Origin of the sequence: Bacillus cereus group sp. MYBKT111-2 (genome assembly GCF_051915205.1) — a bacterium.
Taxonomy (GTDB): domain Bacteria; phylum Bacillota; class Bacilli; order Bacillales; family Bacillaceae_G; genus Bacillus_A; species Bacillus_A paranthracis.
Window position 1 is genome coordinate 60937 of the sequence record NZ_JBQAEG010000012.1, and the last position, 17164, is coordinate 78100.

Sequence of the window (17164 nt, forward strand, 5' to 3'; positions counted from 1 at the left end):
GTAACAAGTCTCACATACTTTAAACGCATTTTCACTATAAACTGATTGTAGATAATGTAAAAAAGGAGTGAATATTTATTATGTCCGACGTTCTGTTACTGAGTCGTTTTCAATTTGCAATTACTATTTTTTATCACTTTTTATTTGTACCTTTGACAATCGGACTTGTCATTTTAGTAGCATGTATGGAAACGCAATACGCCCGCACATTGAACCCAACATACCGCAAAATGGCAAATTTCTGGGGTAAATTATTTACAATTAACTTCGTAATGGGGATTATAACCGGGATTACGATGGAATTCCAATTTGGAACAAACTGGTCTGAGTACTCCAAATATATGGGAGATATTTTCGGATCACCTCTCGCAATTGAAGCACTCGTTGCCTTCTTCTTAGAATCTACTTTCATGGGAATATGGTTATTCGGTAAAGATAAAATTTCACCAAAGTTCCGTGCCTTCTGTATGTGGATGGTTGCACTTGGCACAAATATTTCCGCCCTTTGGATTATTACAGCAAACGGCTTTATGCAAAACCCAGTTGGCTACGTCGTACGTAACGGCCGCGCTGAATTAAATGATTTCTGGGCACTCGTTACGAATCCATACGCTTGGAATATGTTCTTCCATACTGTAGTTGGTTGTTATATTGTTGGTGCTTTCTTCGTCATGGCAATTAGTGCCTATCACTTATTACGTAAAAATGAAGTTGAATTCTTCAAAAAATCATTTAAGTTTGGCTTAATGTTAGGCTTATTTGCCGCAACAATTACACCGTTTATGGGACATCAATCTGGTGTATCCGCAGCTAAATATCAACCTGCTAAAGGTGCTGCAATGGAAGCTGTTTGGGAAACTGGAAAAGGACAAGGCTTCTCGATTGTTCAAATTCCTGATGTAAAAAACGAAAAGAACTTTGAATTCCTAACGATTCCAAAGTTAGGAAGCTTCTTCTATACAAATTCATTTGATGGGGAAATTGTTGGTTTAAAAGATATTCCGAAAGAAGATCGTCCAAATGTTAACCTCGTGTACTATAGCTTCCGCTTAATGGTTGCACTTGGCATGTTCTTTATGGCATTAACTTGGTACGGTTTCTACTTAAACCGAAAAGGAAAACTAGAAAACTCAAAACGTTACTTAAAAATTACAATATGGTCTGTTTTACTACCATATATCGCAATTAATGCTGGTTGGATTGTTGCCGAAGTAGGTCGTCAACCATGGACAGTATATAAACTCATGCGTACCGCAGAATCTGTATCACCTATATCTGTCCCGCAAATTTGGTTCTCATTAATTAGTTTAATCTTGTTCTACACTTTACTTTTAATCGCAGACGTATACTTAATGCTGAAGTTCGCCAAAAAAGGACCAGCAGCATTAGAGGAACCTGCTACTGAGGGGGGCGTGGCTCATGTCTCATGATATGCTTGCGATTATCTGGTTTGGTTTATGGGGCGTGATTTGGACAGTTTACTTTATTCTTGATGGATATGCACTTGGTAACGGAATGATTTTTCCTTTCGTTACGAAAGACCGACAAGAACGAAATCAATTACAAGAAGCAATTGGCCCGTTTTGGGGCGGTAATGAAGTGTGGTTAATTACAGCTGGTGGCGCAACATTTGCTGCCTTCCCAGTCACATATGCAAATATGTTTAGTTATTTATATACACCGTTATTCTTAGTATTACTTGCACTATTTGCTCGTGCTGCTGGACTTGAGTTCATGCATAAAGATGATTCACCAATTTGGCAAAAAACTTGTAAATGGGCATTTGCAATTGGTAGTTTCTTAATTGCTTTCCTATTCGGTGTTACATTTGCTAATCTTTATTACGGACTACAAATTGGAAAAAATGGCTATGAAGGAAATTTACTTAGCTTACTAAATCATTACGGTATTTTAGGAGGGCTGTTCTTCACTGCTATATTCGTCGTATCTGGTGCCCTTTGGGTTATGATTAAAACGACTGGTGAAGTATCTGACCGTGCTTATAAAATCGCAAGACCATTTTCAATGGCAGCTGCTATCATTTTAGCTATTTTCTATGTAGCAACTGCAAATCGTACAAATTTATTCCAAAACTTCACAGAGTACCCGGTACTATTCATTCTTCCAGTACTTGCAATGTTAATGAGTGTACTCGCACTTATTATGGTGTACAAACATAAAATCGGTCTTGCATTCACATTCGTTTGCTTAACAATCGCAATGTTTATGACAACTGGCTTTGCGGGTATGTTCCCAAGAATGTTACCATCTCGTATTAATGATGCTTATAGTACAACGTTATACAACGCAGCTGGTAGTCAATTAAACTTAAAAATTATGTTCTTCGTTGCAATGGTTATGGTACCAATTGTTATTGGATATCAACTTTGGAGTTACAGTATCTTTAAAAATAAAATTCATAAAGACTCTGCTAAAGGGTATCACTAAAATGAAAAAAGACACTTCGTTTGAAGTGTCTTTTTTATACGTATGATTTTCGATAAGATGTTATATTTCTAATCTAACAACTATAATACAGAAGAATCATTAACAGCTCACAGCTAGATTGTAGCACAGGGTAAGTCCATCATTTGATGCAATTTTGCATATTTCTCTATAAAGTAAACTGCATTCCCTGATCATTCACATCGCTATCTCCTACATCCGCTGTACTAACCCCGCTAAATGTTTGTACTTTAATCCCTGTATTCGATGATCCCGATCCATTATAAGCTTTCGTTTTTTCAATCGGCTGCACGTTATATTTATCTCCTAAATTAATCGTTCCATTGCAGTTTTCAATAATAACGCCTTCCACAACTGACGGCATTTTGTCACCTACTTTCATTTCCTTACTTTCATTTTATGAAAAGTGCCTAAAAAAATAGCATGTCTCCATAAGAAAAAGCACTCAAATTGAGTGCTTTTTCTTATTTACCTTTTTTCTTTTTCTCACAAGCAATTCCATCGCCATCACGGTCTAAATGCTTACCGTAATATGGACTATCTCTTGTAATATCATAATATCCCGCATCGTTTGCTTCTTTACAGTTAGCAAAACGTTTCGGATCTGGTTTTACTTCTGGTTTCGGTTGTGGCTGTGGTTGTTTTGCTCCTGGTCTTTCTTCAAATGGTAACGTTGCATTATATAAGAACTGAACGTATTGCTCACGACTTACATGCATTTTAGGTGCGAATGTACCATCACCAGTTCCAGCCGTAATATAATTTGATTTAATTGCAGTAATAGCAGGATTCGCCCATCCATTTCTATCTACATCCGGGAAATTATGATCCCCTCTAATTTGCAATTGGAATCCTCTTGTCAAAATTTGTGCCATTTCTTCACGAGTTAACGAATCTTTCGGTCTAAATTTTCCTGTGTTATCTCCAACAAATATACCCATCTCTGTTAAAGCAAGAATCTCTTTTTTAAACATAGTTGAACGATCCGTAATATCTTTATATGGATTGTTATACTGTTCTTTTACTGTCGGTTTTAAATGGCGGAACATAAGAGCTGCAACTTGCTCACGCGTTACATCATCACCAAATCCAAAAATCCCATTTCCGTATCCAGCAACAACGTTTTTATTTGCTAAATCCATAATTGCTTTATAAGACCAATGATTGTTTGGAACATCTTTAAAACCTGCGCTTGCCTCCGCTGTTCCAATTGAAGTAAATGCTGTAGTTGCAACAAGTGCACCTGTTAAAATTAATTTTTTAAATCTCATACTTAAGTCTCCTTCTCTTTCCATAATAACCATTTAACAATATAACAAATTATTCAAATGTAATTTGTCATATTCTGTCGAACACAAAAAAGAATCCTGCAGGATTCTTTTTTGCTAAGCATGAATGGCAATTTTGGAGACAGTTGACTTCTTCAAAAATTTATTAGGGGTAATATTTTGAAAAAGAAAGCCTTTCATATGTAGGTTAACACCACTGGAATATATAGTAAATTGATAATATTTATACGGAAGATTGCTAATGTTTAGTATAGATACTTTCCACTATATCAACAGTGAAAAGCATCTACATGAAACAACAAAAAAGGCGCCTTCAAAGAAGATGCCTTTCATAAACAGACACTATAAAACAGAATTATTTATTGTTATACGATTGTTAGATACAAAAAGTAGAGGGAAATGTTTGTATTACATTCTGTTTTATAAAGTATGTCTACCACTTATATTTTAATCCTCTTCACTTGAAAATAAATATAATATGCATAATTACATACGAAAAAGAAAAGACACTCCATAGAGTGCCTCTTCAACCATTTTACTTTTAATATATCGCTTTACATACATTGTAACATATGTATCCATATATTTTATTGAGAAAATTCAAAATCCTTTTTTTTTCATTTTCAATTATAAAATCATGTAATATAAAAGGTATGTCAAATTCTTATACAAGTTGAGGTGTACTATATTTATGTCTTTCGGAATCATTCCTCTTATATTGTTTATTATTTTTCTTATCTCCTATTTAAAAGATCCACGAAAAATAATAAATGGGTTTTTATTTAATACTTTTATCTGTTTTTTCCTTCTGTTTTGTATACTTGTCTCTTGGAACTCAAGTAATACTATTCTAGGCTACATAATAGTCTTACCTATTTTAGCACTTATCGTTATGATTCCTTTTGGTATTGTTGCTTTAATGTTTGGACTATTTCTGAATGCGAGAATTTTAATGAAACGAGAAGGCCGACGTTTTACTAACTGTTTAACACTTATTGCTGCTTTAGGTATTTTATTCTGTATATTATTCCTTTTCATAAGTCCAGCAAGTTTCTTCTCATCACATTTCCAGCCTATTTTCGCTGGTATTTCTCTTATAACCGTATATTTCTTTATACACTTATCTAACTTCTTAAGCGCTTATTTTCTATATCAATTCAACAGACCAAGGCGTAATCAAGATTTCATTATCGTTCTCGGTAGCGGCTTAATTAATGATAAAGTACCACCTTTACTTGCCAGTCGTATTCATAAAGCGATCGACTTTTACTGGAAACAAGCCGCTGTGAATACGCCACCAACAATTATTTTCTCTGGTGGACAAGGTCCAGATGAAGGCCTTCCTGAAGCAGAAGCGATGCAAAAGTACGCTGTTGAAAAAGGAATTCCGCTTGAACATACAGTGCAAGAAAATCGCTCTGTAAACACATATCAAAATATGTTGTTCTCTAAAGAAATTATGGATTCTTTAAAACCAGACGGTAAGTATAAAAGTATTTTTACAACGAATAATTTCCACCTTTTCCGCGCTGGTATATATGCAAGACAAGCTGGTCTTAATAGCCAAGGAATTGGATCAAAGACAGCCTTTTATTATTGGCCTAATGCAATGATTCGTGAGTATGTTGCAATCGTTGTGATGGGACGTAAGCGCCATATGAAAATATGTGGAACTATTTTAGGTTTTGCTTTATTCCTAACAGTCCTTAGTTTTATTGTTTCTTAATAACTATTCAATAAAAAGTCCCCTAAACGCTTTATACAAAGGGGACTTTTTTATATCTTTCAGTCCATCAAATTTAAATAAGTAACATAACAGCATACAACACATTAATTATTCCAGAAACCAATCCAACAATAGCAAATGTTTTACTCGTACCTGTCACTTTTTTGTTTAAACCTAATATAGAAAACACGATAGCTACACTACCAATAAGCCCCCATAAATTAATAAACCAAGATATTAATCCAGTGATAAAACCAACTAAAGAAAAAACTTCTATCCCGCTATTTGAAACACTTCTCTCTATCGCTTTATAGCTAAGACTCTCCCCGCACTGCCCGCAAAACTTGTTGCCCTCATTTGTTTCATTTCCACATTTCGTACAGTATCCCACAGAATCCCCTCCCTATGATCAATGCCCAAAATGCATATGTCCATATTATTCATTCTACTTTTTTATATCAACATTATGACCACCATCTAACCTTCTACAGTTGTATTTAAAATAATAATATGGTGATAATATTCCCTGCATACATCCATTAAAGGAGAATTTTTTCAAATTAAATGTTAAAATGGAATTTAGGTGTGAATTACGTAACAAATAAGAAACTAGTTTGAAACGAGGAAATTACATGGAGAAAATTATCAAAAACAAGCCCAATAAGCTAAAAATTGCTTCTAAAGCTTTGATGATTATTATTGGGGCATTTATCACAGCGTACGGATTAGAAGCAGTATTAATTCCAAATAACGTATCAGACGGTGGTGTAACTGGTTTAAGTATCGTTAGTTCAAGATTGTTTGGATTACCATTAGGAGCTCTAATCGCAGTTATTAACATTCCTTTCGTTTGGTTAGGATATAAGCAAATCGGTAAAAGCTTCGCTATTTATTCCATTATCGGGATTGCTTCATTAGCAATAGGTACCGTTGTCATGCACGGAATACCAGCTATTATTGAAGGCGATACATTATTAGTTACAGTTGTTGGTGGTATTATCATCGGTTTTGGTATGGGACTAGCATTGCGTAATGGCGGGGCATTAGATGGAATCGATATGCTAGCTGTATTGCTTTCTCGTAAGTTACCATTTGGAACGAGTGACCTTATTTTATTCTTAAACATGTTCGTATTTATTTTCGTATCAACCGTATTCGGTCTTCAAGGAGCTATCCTTTCGGCAATTGCTTACTTTATTGCTTCGAAAGTGATTCATATCGTTGAAGTTGGTTTAAGTGGTTCGAAAGCATTTAAAATCATTACGAAAGAGCCTGAATTGATGGTAGAAACAATTCGTGATCGTTTAGGCCGAAGTGCAACATATAACGAAGTATACGGCGGTTATTCTAGAGAGAAATTCAAAGAAATTTCTTGTGTAATTAACCGTTTAGAAGAAAGTAAAATGAAAGAACTTATTAATGAAATCGATCCACATGCCTTTATTACAGTTTATGACGTAGCAGAAGTAAAAGGCGGTAACTTTAAGAAACGTGATATTCATTAATCATTATGAAAGAAGAGGGTGTGCCAATATGTTGGCACACCCTCTTCTTATTATTTGTCAGTAAGTCGATATATTTCAATAATCGTTGATATATTTTTACTCCCCCCATCTTCCCCCGCTCTTAATCCATGCCACGTATTTTTGAAAGGCTGGCACTTCTTGTTGGAAACGAAGCGGAACATATAGAAAAAGAGTACACGTACATAGTATCCATAGAATACCTACTACAAAGTGAAATTTCATCGTTGTGCTAATAAACAAACTTAAGAATAATACGAGGAACATAATTACACTAAATCTTTTATACATAGTCATAATAATCTCCTCCTTATAACTTCATTGTACCAGCTATAAGGAATTAATTTCCATAATAAAAAAAGACCGAAAAGCCACTTCCACTTTTCGGTCTCTACACTATCTTCTCTTCGTAATCTTTCCTGAACCACCGACCCTCGTTTTCGGAGGAGATGTATTCCTTGGCGGCGTTTTAATAGATGATTTCGGCTTCACATCTGATCCGCTCGAACCACCTGGTGTTTTCGTTATTTTCCCTTTGCTTCCAGTAGAAGGCGGAGGCGTGCTGCTTCCTTTTTTCGTAATACTTCCTGTATCTCCTACAGAAGATTTCGAATCTACATTATCGCCACGCTTAATGATAGACCCTTTCCCTTCCTTCGTAATTGGAGGCGGGGTTTTCTTTTCTTCTTTCGTAGGCGGTCTCTCTGGAATAACTGGTTTATGATTTTGTCTGTCATTATATCCTCGATAATCACCGTACGATGATTTTCGTGAACCGAATATATCATTTAATATACTACCCATAATATATCCTTGCAGGAAGGACGGTTGGTAATTTTGACGGACAAACTCTTTATTACTTATTTCAATTAACGTATCAGATGGCTTCTCTTTATCCTTTTGCAGATTATAAATCTTATCAGAATAAACGAGGAACATTTGATTTTCGTCTTCTTTAGATGCTTGCTTCGGTTCTCTTTCATTCATGAGTTCCTTTGCGACTTCAGGAACTGACCGATTGGCGGCCCTATACACGTAAGATTCTTGTTTACCTTCCTTTGCGACAGATTCAAGCGGATAACGGTCTTGAATCGACTTTGTCTGCCCGCCCTGACAACCTGATAAGGCATATCCAGCAACAACAAGTAATGTAACGATAGCAAGTATAGGGATCACGAACGATTTAATCATGGTAAACAATCGGTTTGACATGATTACGCCCCCTTACGTTGCTCTTATAATTTGTACATCAGCAGGAATAATTGCTTCTCCCTCATACATCATTGTGCGACCATTTTGCCATTCAATACGTAATAATTTTCGATTATCCGATTGGAACTCCCATACATACTGTTCTTCTGAAGCTGAGAATGGTGTTTTCCCCATCACAACAACACGTCCGTTATATTGCTCTTCCATATGGTACTCTGTATCATCCATTTCAATTGTCGTCGGAATTTCATCAATCGAATCTAAACGACCATCAATTGGTGTATATAATTTGTAATACGTATTTTCACGGTCTTCAATTTTTAAATAACGAATATCTTTTCCGTCTTGCAGTGTTAAAACAATTTCTTTACGAGAATGCATACTCGTTTTCCCAATTAATTCATACATGACTAATGAAACTTCAACCATATCGCCAGGAGCTAACGTTAACAAACTTTTCTCTGGTTTCGGCGGTTCTGGGCTTTTCATTATATTTTTAATTCGTTTAAATAAACTCATGAGCTACCCCTCCTTCTCTCTTTATAAACAAGCACCTAAAATAAGTGCACCCACAATATGTAATGATCCGGCCAACATCGCGTGCGCAACACTGCCTTCTTTCGTACCTTCTTCTAAATCTAAACCAGCCATTTTTTTTAACACAAATTCGATAAACATTTCTACCACTAATAAAATAACGAAAGAAACTGCTGATGCAAGTAGCGCTTGCCATAAGTCATTTGCTTTCGTTATCGATTGAGATAAAATGTACCCTTGCGCGAATAATTTCATAACGAAACGAGTTGTTACAGCTGTATTCCCATTTTTTATTTCTTTTAAATCATTGTATTTTGTAAAAATCGAATCAACCCACATAATTGCAAATAAAAGTACTGCACTCGCTCCAGTCCATACAAGCATGGCTAATACATTTGTCCATGTCATTGCAAAACCTCCTCTAAAAAGTAATAGAAAACCGACATGAATTTGTTTAGACATGTCGGTTCATTTGTCTCTATTCTATATTATTTCTCATACTGCTTCATAATACGAGCTAATTCATCGTCAACAGCAGAATTTTTGTTTAAGCTTGCGAATTCATCATCTAATGATTTTTCTTTTTTGTACACTTCACCGCTTGCTTCTGCTTCAGCCTCTAATTGAAGAGCTTTCTCTTCCATACGGCTTAAACCAGCTTTCGCTGAGTTTGAATCAAATCCAGACATCGCCTGATTAATATTCTTTTGTGCTTTCGCCGCATTTACACGTGCTACAAGTGTCTCACGTTTATTTTTCAGCTCAGTTAATTGCTTACGCATTTCTTCTAGCTTCAGGCGCAGATTATCAGCAGCAACTTTATTTTGCTCGTAGCTTGCTTTATACTCATTCATCTTTTGCTCTGCATTTTGTTTTTCTTCTAATGCACGGCGCGCAAGATCTAAGTTGTTAGCTTGAACAGCCATATGAGCTTGCTCTTCACGTTTTTTCACAAGTGCTTCTTGCTCTTCAAATAAGATTTTGAATTTCTTCTCAAGTGCAATTTGAGCGGCTACACTTTTCTCAGCTTCTTGTACATCCGCTTGCATATCGCGTAAATATTGATCCGTCATCTTAACTGGATCTTCCGCTTTTTCAATTAATGAATATACGTTCGACATAGTTAAATCTCTTAATCGTTTAAATACAGACATCTAAATTCCTCCTATGATATACCTCATATTTCAAATTCACTACTTGGAAAACTGAAAAATCTCCCTTTACAGTAAAGAATATTCATTTTTACAGCCTATGTGTTTATTATAACAAAACTAATATGTCCTTACATGTTATTTCCAAAATACATCCATTATAATATGACATTCTATATATAATATTGTATTTCTAATATATTCTCATTATCCCTCTTTAAAATTAACTTGCTTTTGTGCAATTTCACTAAATTACATAAGTGTAATGTTACTGTAAGCTAACTCGATAGTTGCGTCTCCCTATTTCTTATACACTAATACTAGAAGCAACAAACAAGCTTCTCATCATTTCAAAACTAATACAAAAATTGTATTTACTATAAAACATATAAAAGGAGAAATCATCATGAAAAAATTAGTAGGAATCGGGTTAGCAGCAGCAATTTCACTTGGAGCATTATCAGGTTGTTCTTTATTAGGAGAGAAAGCGAACGGTTTTGTACTTTATGGATCAGAAGAACAAGTTCAGCAAATTACAGATAAAAACAAAAAAGAAGTGAAAGAAAAAGACTTCTATAAAATGAAAATGACAACATTAGAAGGTAAAAAAGTTCTTGTCATGGATAAGAAAACTGGTGAAGAACTGGTGAAGAAAGAATTACTTAACAAAGTGGATGCAAAAGACAACACGAAGCCACTTGATAAATTACCAGCTGTAACAGCAGAACAAGGTATATTATTTGCTAAAGAAAAAGTAGAAAATGCTACACTTGATGGAGCAAAATTAAAATATGAAGGCAACACAATTATCGGAAGTGGCCGTGCATATACAGATATGTATGCGATTGTTGATGAAGCAACTTACAGCAATGTAAAAGGTGAAGAAAAATCTGTAGGTGTATTAAAATTTGATAAGGATCCAAGTAAAGAATTCCCTGGAAAGAATGGTGTAGAATCATCACAACTTGTAAAAATTAAAAAGTAATAAAAAAAGCTTTGCGACATTCGCAAAGCTTTTTTCTATTTATGAGCAATTTGCTCCATATCCGGACTACAAGTATTCGACTGACACGACTTATTTAAAGAACATGCCGCGCATTTCCCTTTTTTACTTCTCTTTACAAAATTAACTAACGTGTATGCTGCATAACCAAAAATGATAGCTCCAATTATAATATTGACCATCATCACAATACATCTCCTTCTAGAATCCGAGTAGGGATCCAACTTGGTATATAATGAGCGTTAATACATAAGCAACTACGAGTGGATACACGACTGAGAAAATCGTCCATTTCGCTGATCCTGTTTCACGTTTAATAACAGCTACCGTCGCTAAACACGGAACATATAATAAAATAAAGAACATAAATGCATAAGCTGATAATGCTGTATAATGTGCTCCCATTACATTTCCAAGCACATCTTCTTTCACCGCATAAATAATGGCCATTGTAGAAACGACAACTTCCTTCGCTAAAAATCCTGTTAAAAGGGAAGCTGCAGCTTGCCACGTTCCAAAACCAAGCGGTGCAAATAGTGGTGCGATAAATTCACCAATCATTGCTAAGAAACTGTCTCCCATATCAACACCAAATCCTGATGGCCCTGCATAATTTAATAGCCAAATGACAACAGAACCACCGAAGATAAATGTACCTGCTTTACGGACAAATCCTTTCCCTTTCTCCCACGTACTTAGCCATAACGTTTTCGCTTGCGGCACGCGGTAAGGCGGTAGTTCAATAACGAAAATAGATTTTTCCGCTTTTAAAATGGTAAGAGACATAATCTTTGTAACTAATAACGCAAGGACAATCCCTGCAACATATAGGGAGAACACAACAGTTGCCTGACTATGTGGGAAGAATACTCCCGCAAATAACGCATATACAGGTAAACGTGCCGAACAAGACATAAATGGTGTTACAAGAACTGTAAGTAAACGTTCTTTTTCTTGTTCAATCGTTCTCGCTGCCATAATACCTGGAACATTACATCCAAAACCGATAATCATCGGAATAAACGCTTTTCCGTTTAAACCGAAGAACTCCATAATTCTATCCATAACAACTGCAATTCGCGCCATATATCCTGAGTCTTCTAATAATGAAATGAAAAAGAATAGTGCAAAGATTTGTGGAACGAATACTAATACGGCACCAACACCAGCAATAATACCTTCTGTAACGAGTGCTTGAATAAAATCAGAAGCCCCAACACTTGTAAGTCCAGCTGTCACCCAATCCGTAAGCTGTCCAGCAAAAAACTCATCTAACATATCCGATAAAGGTGTCCCAATCCACGTAAACGTAACCTGAAAAATAAAAAACATAACTGCTAAAAAGATTGGAAGTCCTAAAATTTTATGTGTAATTAATCTATCAATTTTTTCTGAAAAAGGAATTTCTCCTTCTTTCTCATGCTTCATAACATTTGTTTTTAACTTTTCAATATACGCTTCACGAGTTTTGTAAATGTGCTCTTCCAACGTACAATCAAGTTTTTCTTCTAAGCGAGATCGAATGGCTACAAGTTCCTTATAGATTGGTAATGCTTTCATTTCTTTTTCTACTACTTCGTTATTACTTAAAAATTGAAGAGCTAACCATCTCGGATGCTCATAATTCGCTTTCTCTAAAAGAGAAATTACTTCTCCAATTCCTTCATCCATTCGTACACCATATGAAATAATGAATGGCTTTTTCTCGTTTTTGTCATTTTCTTTAAGAGTCGCAAGTAATTCTTCACAGCCTTTTCCACTTCTTGCAACGACAGGAACGACTGTTACACCTAATAGTTCTGATAATCGTTTTACATCAATGACAATTCCTCTTTGCTTCGCCACATCAATCATATTTAAACCAATTGAAACGGGCTTACCAAATTCAAGTAATTGCAACGTTAAATGCATATTTCGTTCAAACTGCGAAGAATCCACAATATTTAACATATGCTGAAATTCTTCTGTTAATAGAAAGTTTGTTACAACACCTTCATCACGCGAAACTGGATTTAAATCATACACACCTGGTAAATCAATTAATGTTCCTTGCTTATCTTTTAATTTATCAACCTTCTTTTCTACTGTTACACCGCTCCAGTTTCCTACGTATTCATAAGAACCAGTAAGCGCATTAAATAATGATGTTTTCCCTGTATTCGGATTCCCTAGCAAAGCTACCTTATTCACGCTAATTCCACCTTTATCATTTTCGCGTCACAATGACGAATACTAATTAACTGTCCACGACACTCCAATGTACAAGGACCTTTGAACATCGCTTTCTGCTTCATACGAAGTTCGCTTCCTTCAGAAAGACCAAAAGCAGCCAGTCTTCTCTTTAATAAATAATCTAAAGACTGCACACTTTTCACTAACACTTTCTCACCGATTTTAATATCTACTAAGCTCATAACCTTCCCCCTCCGAAGAGAATGATAATTATTTTCAAAAGAATTATAGCACACTCTATTTCTTGAGCACTATACCCTTTGACTTCATATTTATTAACATTTCTCTACAATTTTATTTCAATTATTGTCATAATTGATTCGTTTGCCATTCTCATCCATTTCGCTTACAATAAACAATAGCAAATAAAGAATCTCGTTATCACAGGGGGAGCCATGCCGCTGAGAGGGAACACTTCGTTCCGACCCTTCGAACCTGTTAGTTAATGCTAACGCAGGGATTGTGCAAACGTCCGAAATACATACCTCTTGTTTACGTATTTCGTATCCTCCTATGATATCTATTCTTTTTTGTACAACTTGGATTTAGGGGGAGACAACATGCGTAACACCAATTTACAAGCGATGATCGAATCTGCTATTCTTGCAGCCTTCGCCATGGTCATCGACATTTTACCATTATCAATTAAACTTCCAACAGGCGGTTCCATTTCATTTGCTATGATTCCTATTTTTATTATCGCTTATCGCTGGGGCTTTAAATCAGCTTTCTTAGGTGGTTTAGTTTGGGGACTATTACAAATTGTCGTGGGAGATGCTTACATTTTAACACCTGTTCAAGCATTCATTGAGTACTTCATTGCCTTTGCTTTTATTGGATTTGCTGGCTTATTCTATCGTCCAATTCAAAAAGCACTTTTAACGTCTAATGAAAATAACTTAGAACAATCAAATTTAGGTAGCCGTAAAGACAAACCTTCTTCAAAACAAAACGAAGGAAAAAAGGTTCTTGGTTATATTATCCTTGCTACATTTATCGGTAGCTTTGCTCGCTACTTCTGTCACTTTATTGCCGGTATTATTTTCTGGGGACAATATGCGCCGAAAGGTCAATCAGCTGTGCTTTATTCATTAATCGTAAATGGTAGTACAATGATTGGGTCTTATATTTTATGTACCGTTTTACTTATATTTTTATTCCTCACTTCACCACGCTTATTCAAGAGCATCAATGCTTATCAAATAAATGCAAACAAAAAGGGCGCTTAATGAGCGCTCTTTTTTCATATCGAAATATCAATTAAAAATACAATAAATGCACAAAAGAAAATAAATACCATTATACTTAGCCAATTGCTATGCACGGTTCATCGACTCCTTACATAACCTCATTTTCTAAACAAATTATACTGATTAAAAATAAAGATTAGGTAAAGATAATATGAAAATTAATTAAAAAAGCATAGATCATATTGTCTACGCTTTTTTCAATAAGTAGAAATAAAATAATACACCATCTTCTGTATTCTTTACTCCATATTCAACTTCATGCAGTTCTAAAATATTCTTTGAAATGGCAAGCCCGAGCCCTGTTCCACCTTGCGAACGCTGACGAGCTGCATCCACGCGATAAAAACGATCCCAAATTTTATCTAATTGTTCTTCTTCAATGTGAGTACCTTTATTTTCAATACATACTTTTAAACGATTTCTTTCATCTATTGTAGAAATAATAATATCTTCTTTACTTGGTGTATAACGTATGGCATTCGTAAGGAAATTCACGATCACTTGTTCAATCCGGCCTTGATTTGCGACTACTTCAAATGGACCTATATTTTTATGAACACGAAGTTCTTTTTTCTCTATTTCTACAGAAAGGTGTTCACATATATCTTCCATTACTGTATCGATATAAAATGAATCCATTTTCATTTTATATGTACCTGACTCAAATTTAGCTAACTCAAGCATATCCAAAATTAACGTATCCATTTTATCTACTTCTCGTTCCATCGCTTGAAAATAATACTCTTTTTTATGCTCAGCTACTCCATCTTTTAAAATAGAAATACAGCTTTTCATAATACTCAGCGGTGTTTTTAGTTCATGCGAAACACCAGAAATAAATTCTTTCCGCGTTTTTTCTAACTTTCTTTCCTTTTCAATATCTTCTTCTAACTGTCCAATATGCGAATTGAGTTTATTCGATAGCACATTAATATTTTTCGATAAATCCCCAATTTCATCTTTTGAAGTAATCGGTATTTTTTCTGTAAAATCTAAATGCGCTATTTTCTTCGTTGTATCATTTATTTTTAATAGCGGCTTTGCAATTTGTTTTGAATAATAGAACGAAGCTAGAAAAATGAGAACGACTACAAATGCAATGATGTAAATGTAGTAATCTTGCACCATTTGTACAGCTTCATCTACAGGCTGTAAAGAAGCCATCGCATATATATATGTTACCGATCCGTCTTTTTCTTTTATCGGTTTCATTAATAATTTATATTTTATATCATTTTTTTCATAGTCCATTGTCTTTGTTGAATACTCTATTTGATTACTCTCTTTTAGTACTACATCCGTTTGAAATTCTTTTATACTATCCAAAAATAAAGTGTTTTTATAAATTGGATTTACGGGTCCTGTTACATCAGGGAATTGTACTTTCGTAATTTTCCCTGATAGATTAAAGTCCGAATTTTGAGCCGCCCTCTTCTGTTCCTCAGCACTCATAATTCCAGCAACCTTTTTTCTTTCCACACTAGCATCTTGAGCGACTTTTGGCTTCTCATCACTTATCTGAATTTCTTTTGCAGCTATTTTTTTGCCTAACGATTTATTCAACCAACTCAAATTTACATCTTCTATATGTACATAACATGTGATGAAACTATCGTCTCGTTTTAACCCATAAAAATAGACTGACCGCCCTTCCAACTTAGGTAGTGTCCCACCTTCAATTTCATCTATACTCATGAGATAGTACAAAGGCATCTTGATTACCTTTTTTCCAAACTCCTTTTCCGCCCTACGATCTAAAATAACCTCTACATAAAAATCATCTGCATATTTTAAATTCCCATTCTGATCCAATGTCGTAATCCACGTGTTATTTTCTCTAAAAAAGTCTTGCTCCAGCTTCTGAATTCCTTCTGTACTTCCTGCGTAATTCAAATAATTCTTCTCAAAGGAATTTAAATTCACTTTAATATCTTCTACTTTTCGATTCGCATAATATTGTTTAAAAAATATCGTTTGTCCAATAAATATCGTCGCTAAAATTAACATACATAACGCTGTGGTGAGGGTAAATAATTTTAGTACAATCCCTTTTCTCATACATTCCCCTCAAATTTATAACCGGTTCGTACTACAGTTGTAATGTATTTTGCTTTCTCTCCTAATTTATTTCGCAAATTACGAATATGACTATTAACCGTTCGATCGTCGCCTGCAAATTCATATCCCCAAATTCTTGAAATTAATTGCTCTCGCGTTAAGACAATTCCTGGATTTTTCATAAAATACGCTAATATTTCAAATTCTGTATGTGTTAAATTAATGTCTGTTTTATTTACCGTAACAGTACGCGATGGAAAATGAACATGAATACCATGGATCGATAATATCTCATCTTCATTCTCTAAAAGCTGCTTTGTCACTTTTCTACTCTCTAACAACCGTTTTGCTCTTGCTAATAAAATTGGTGGGCTATATGGCTTCGTCACATAGTCATCCGCCCCAAGTTCAAAGCCAAGTAACGTATCATCTTCATCAACACGTGCCGTTAGCATAATGATAGGAACCTCAGATGTTTTACGGATTCTTCGGCAAACGGACCACCCATCAAGTTCTGGCAACATAATATCTAAAATAACTAAATCAACCTCTTCTTCTTCAAATACAACTAAAGCTTCTTTCCCATCCCTTGCTTCAAACACTACATATTGCTCACTTAAAAAATAATCTTTTAATATTTCACGCAAAATATCTTCATCTTCTACAATTAAAATGTTTTTTGCCATAACTTATATCCCCCTCTCGCTCTTAGAAACT

Annotated in this window: 19 protein-coding genes and 1 riboswitch; of the genes, 6 read left to right on the forward strand and 13 right to left on the reverse strand. The window is 35.0% G+C overall.

All coding sequences use genetic code 11. The features are described 5' to 3' along the window. The first annotated feature begins 80 nt into the window (after positions 1-80). Positions 81-1430, forward strand: coding sequence for a cytochrome ubiquinol oxidase subunit I (cydA, locus tag ACTFNE_RS24440; protein WP_046198250.1), 1350 nt, complete (start codon positions 81-83; stop codon positions 1428-1430). Further along, on the forward strand, positions 1420-2448 hold the full coding sequence (cydB, locus tag ACTFNE_RS24445) for a cytochrome d ubiquinol oxidase subunit II (protein ID WP_000017662.1): 1029 nt from the start codon (positions 1420-1422) through the stop codon (positions 2446-2448). Before cydA ends, cydB begins: the two co-directional genes overlap by 11 nt. Before the next feature lie 166 nt (positions 2449-2614). Here the strand turns inward: cydB and ACTFNE_RS24450 are convergent, their stop codons facing one another. Together ACTFNE_RS24450 and ACTFNE_RS24455 are read right to left on the reverse strand one after the other, a co-directional pair. Next, positions 2615-2848, reverse strand: a complete 234-nt coding sequence (locus ACTFNE_RS24450) for a spore germination protein (RefSeq protein WP_002028687.1) — start codon at positions 2846-2848, stop codon at positions 2615-2617. An 82-nt stretch (positions 2849-2930) separates the two neighbouring features. After that, a complete protein-coding gene (locus ACTFNE_RS24455; RefSeq protein ID WP_046198251.1) occupies positions 2931-3737 on the reverse strand; it encodes an S-layer homology domain-containing protein in 807 nt (268 codons plus the stop codon). Positions 3738-4446: 709 nt separating this feature from the next. Here ACTFNE_RS24455 and ACTFNE_RS24460 point away from each other — a divergent pair. Then, on the forward strand, positions 4447-5481 hold the full coding sequence (locus ACTFNE_RS24460; RefSeq protein WP_046198252.1) for a YdcF family protein: 1035 nt from the start codon (positions 4447-4449) through the stop codon (positions 5479-5481). Positions 5482-5554: 73 nt separating this feature from the next. On the opposite strand, the gene ACTFNE_RS24465 is transcribed toward ACTFNE_RS24460, so the two are convergent. After that, positions 5555-5872: a zinc ribbon domain-containing protein gene (locus ACTFNE_RS24465; RefSeq protein ID WP_000540174.1), complete on the reverse strand. Its 318-nt coding sequence runs from the start codon at positions 5870-5872 to the stop codon at positions 5555-5557. A gap of 241 nt (positions 5873-6113) precedes the next feature. Here ACTFNE_RS24465 and ACTFNE_RS24470 point away from each other — a divergent pair, with 241 nt between their 5' ends. Further along, on the forward strand, positions 6114-6986 hold the full coding sequence (locus tag ACTFNE_RS24470) for a YitT family protein (protein ID WP_000411240.1): 873 nt from the start codon (positions 6114-6116) through the stop codon (positions 6984-6986). A 96-nt stretch (positions 6987-7082) separates the two neighbouring features. Here ACTFNE_RS24470 and ACTFNE_RS24475 read toward each other — a convergent pair whose 3' ends face one another. The 5 genes from ACTFNE_RS24475 to ACTFNE_RS24495 form a co-directional block, all read right to left on the reverse strand. Further along, positions 7083-7301: a hypothetical protein gene (locus tag ACTFNE_RS24475; RefSeq protein ID WP_000180098.1), complete on the reverse strand. Its 219-nt coding sequence runs from the start codon at positions 7299-7301 to the stop codon at positions 7083-7085. 99 nt (positions 7302-7400) lie between these two features. Further along, the gene (locus ACTFNE_RS24480; protein ID WP_000071211.1) at positions 7401-8216 is read right to left on the reverse strand and encodes a DUF4247 domain-containing protein; all 816 of its coding nucleotides are present in this window, start codon (positions 8214-8216) and stop codon (positions 7401-7403) included. A 12-nt stretch (positions 8217-8228) separates the two neighbouring features. Beyond that, positions 8229-8735 carry a DUF4178 domain-containing protein gene (locus ACTFNE_RS24485; protein ID WP_000051759.1) on the reverse strand — a complete coding sequence of 169 codons (507 nt, stop codon included), beginning with the start codon at positions 8733-8735 and terminating at the stop codon, positions 8229-8231. A 21-nt stretch (positions 8736-8756) separates the two neighbouring features. Further along, positions 8757-9161: a DUF350 domain-containing protein gene (locus ACTFNE_RS24490; RefSeq protein ID WP_000220322.1), complete on the reverse strand. Its 405-nt coding sequence runs from the start codon at positions 9159-9161 to the stop codon at positions 8757-8759. A gap of 80 nt (positions 9162-9241) precedes the next feature. Then, positions 9242-9907, reverse strand: coding sequence for a PspA/IM30 family protein (locus ACTFNE_RS24495; protein WP_000110282.1), 666 nt, complete (start codon positions 9905-9907; stop codon positions 9242-9244). 403 nt (positions 9908-10310) lie between these two features. Here ACTFNE_RS24495 and ACTFNE_RS24500 point away from each other — a divergent pair, with 403 nt between their 5' ends. Next, the gene (locus tag ACTFNE_RS24500; RefSeq protein ID WP_270705667.1) at positions 10311-10889 is read left to right on the forward strand and encodes a lipoprotein BA_5634 family protein; all 579 of its coding nucleotides are present in this window, start codon (positions 10311-10313) and stop codon (positions 10887-10889) included. Between the two features lie 35 nt (positions 10890-10924). Here the strand turns inward: ACTFNE_RS24500 and ACTFNE_RS24505 are convergent, their stop codons facing one another. The 3 genes from ACTFNE_RS24505 to ACTFNE_RS24515 are packed head-to-tail and all read right to left on the reverse strand — an operon-like array spanning position 10925 to position 13321. Next, positions 10925-11092 carry a FeoB-associated Cys-rich membrane protein gene (locus tag ACTFNE_RS24505; protein WP_000989595.1) on the reverse strand — a complete coding sequence of 56 codons (168 nt, stop codon included), beginning with the start codon at positions 11090-11092 and terminating at the stop codon, positions 10925-10927. 16 nt (positions 11093-11108) lie between these two features. Further along, complete coding sequence (gene feoB, locus ACTFNE_RS24510; protein ID WP_270705666.1) at positions 11109-13097, reverse strand: ferrous iron transport protein B; 1989 nt, start codon at positions 13095-13097, stop codon at positions 11109-11111. Then, positions 13094-13321, reverse strand: coding sequence for a FeoA family protein (locus ACTFNE_RS24515; protein WP_000060521.1), 228 nt, complete (start codon positions 13319-13321; stop codon positions 13094-13096). Before ACTFNE_RS24515 ends, feoB begins: the two co-directional genes overlap by 4 nt. Before the next feature lie 194 nt (positions 13322-13515). Beyond that, positions 13516-13617, forward strand: a riboswitch (TPP riboswitch). Between the two features lie 82 nt (positions 13618-13699). Here ACTFNE_RS24515 and thiT point away from each other — a divergent pair. Continuing rightward, the gene (gene thiT / locus ACTFNE_RS24520; protein ID WP_046198255.1) at positions 13700-14368 is read left to right on the forward strand and encodes an energy-coupled thiamine transporter ThiT; all 669 of its coding nucleotides are present in this window, start codon (positions 13700-13702) and stop codon (positions 14366-14368) included. Between the two features lie 207 nt (positions 14369-14575). Here thiT and ACTFNE_RS24525 read toward each other — a convergent pair whose 3' ends face one another. Together ACTFNE_RS24525 and ACTFNE_RS24530 are read right to left on the reverse strand one after the other, a co-directional pair. Beyond that, on the reverse strand, positions 14576-16447 hold the full coding sequence (locus tag ACTFNE_RS24525; protein ID WP_046198256.1) for a sensor histidine kinase: 1872 nt from the start codon (positions 16445-16447) through the stop codon (positions 14576-14578). After that, positions 16444-17133: a response regulator transcription factor gene (locus ACTFNE_RS24530; protein ID WP_046198257.1), complete on the reverse strand. Its 690-nt coding sequence runs from the start codon at positions 17131-17133 to the stop codon at positions 16444-16446. The genes ACTFNE_RS24525 and ACTFNE_RS24530 overlap by 4 nt, the downstream gene beginning before the upstream one ends. Positions 17134-17164: the final 31 nt, after the last annotated feature.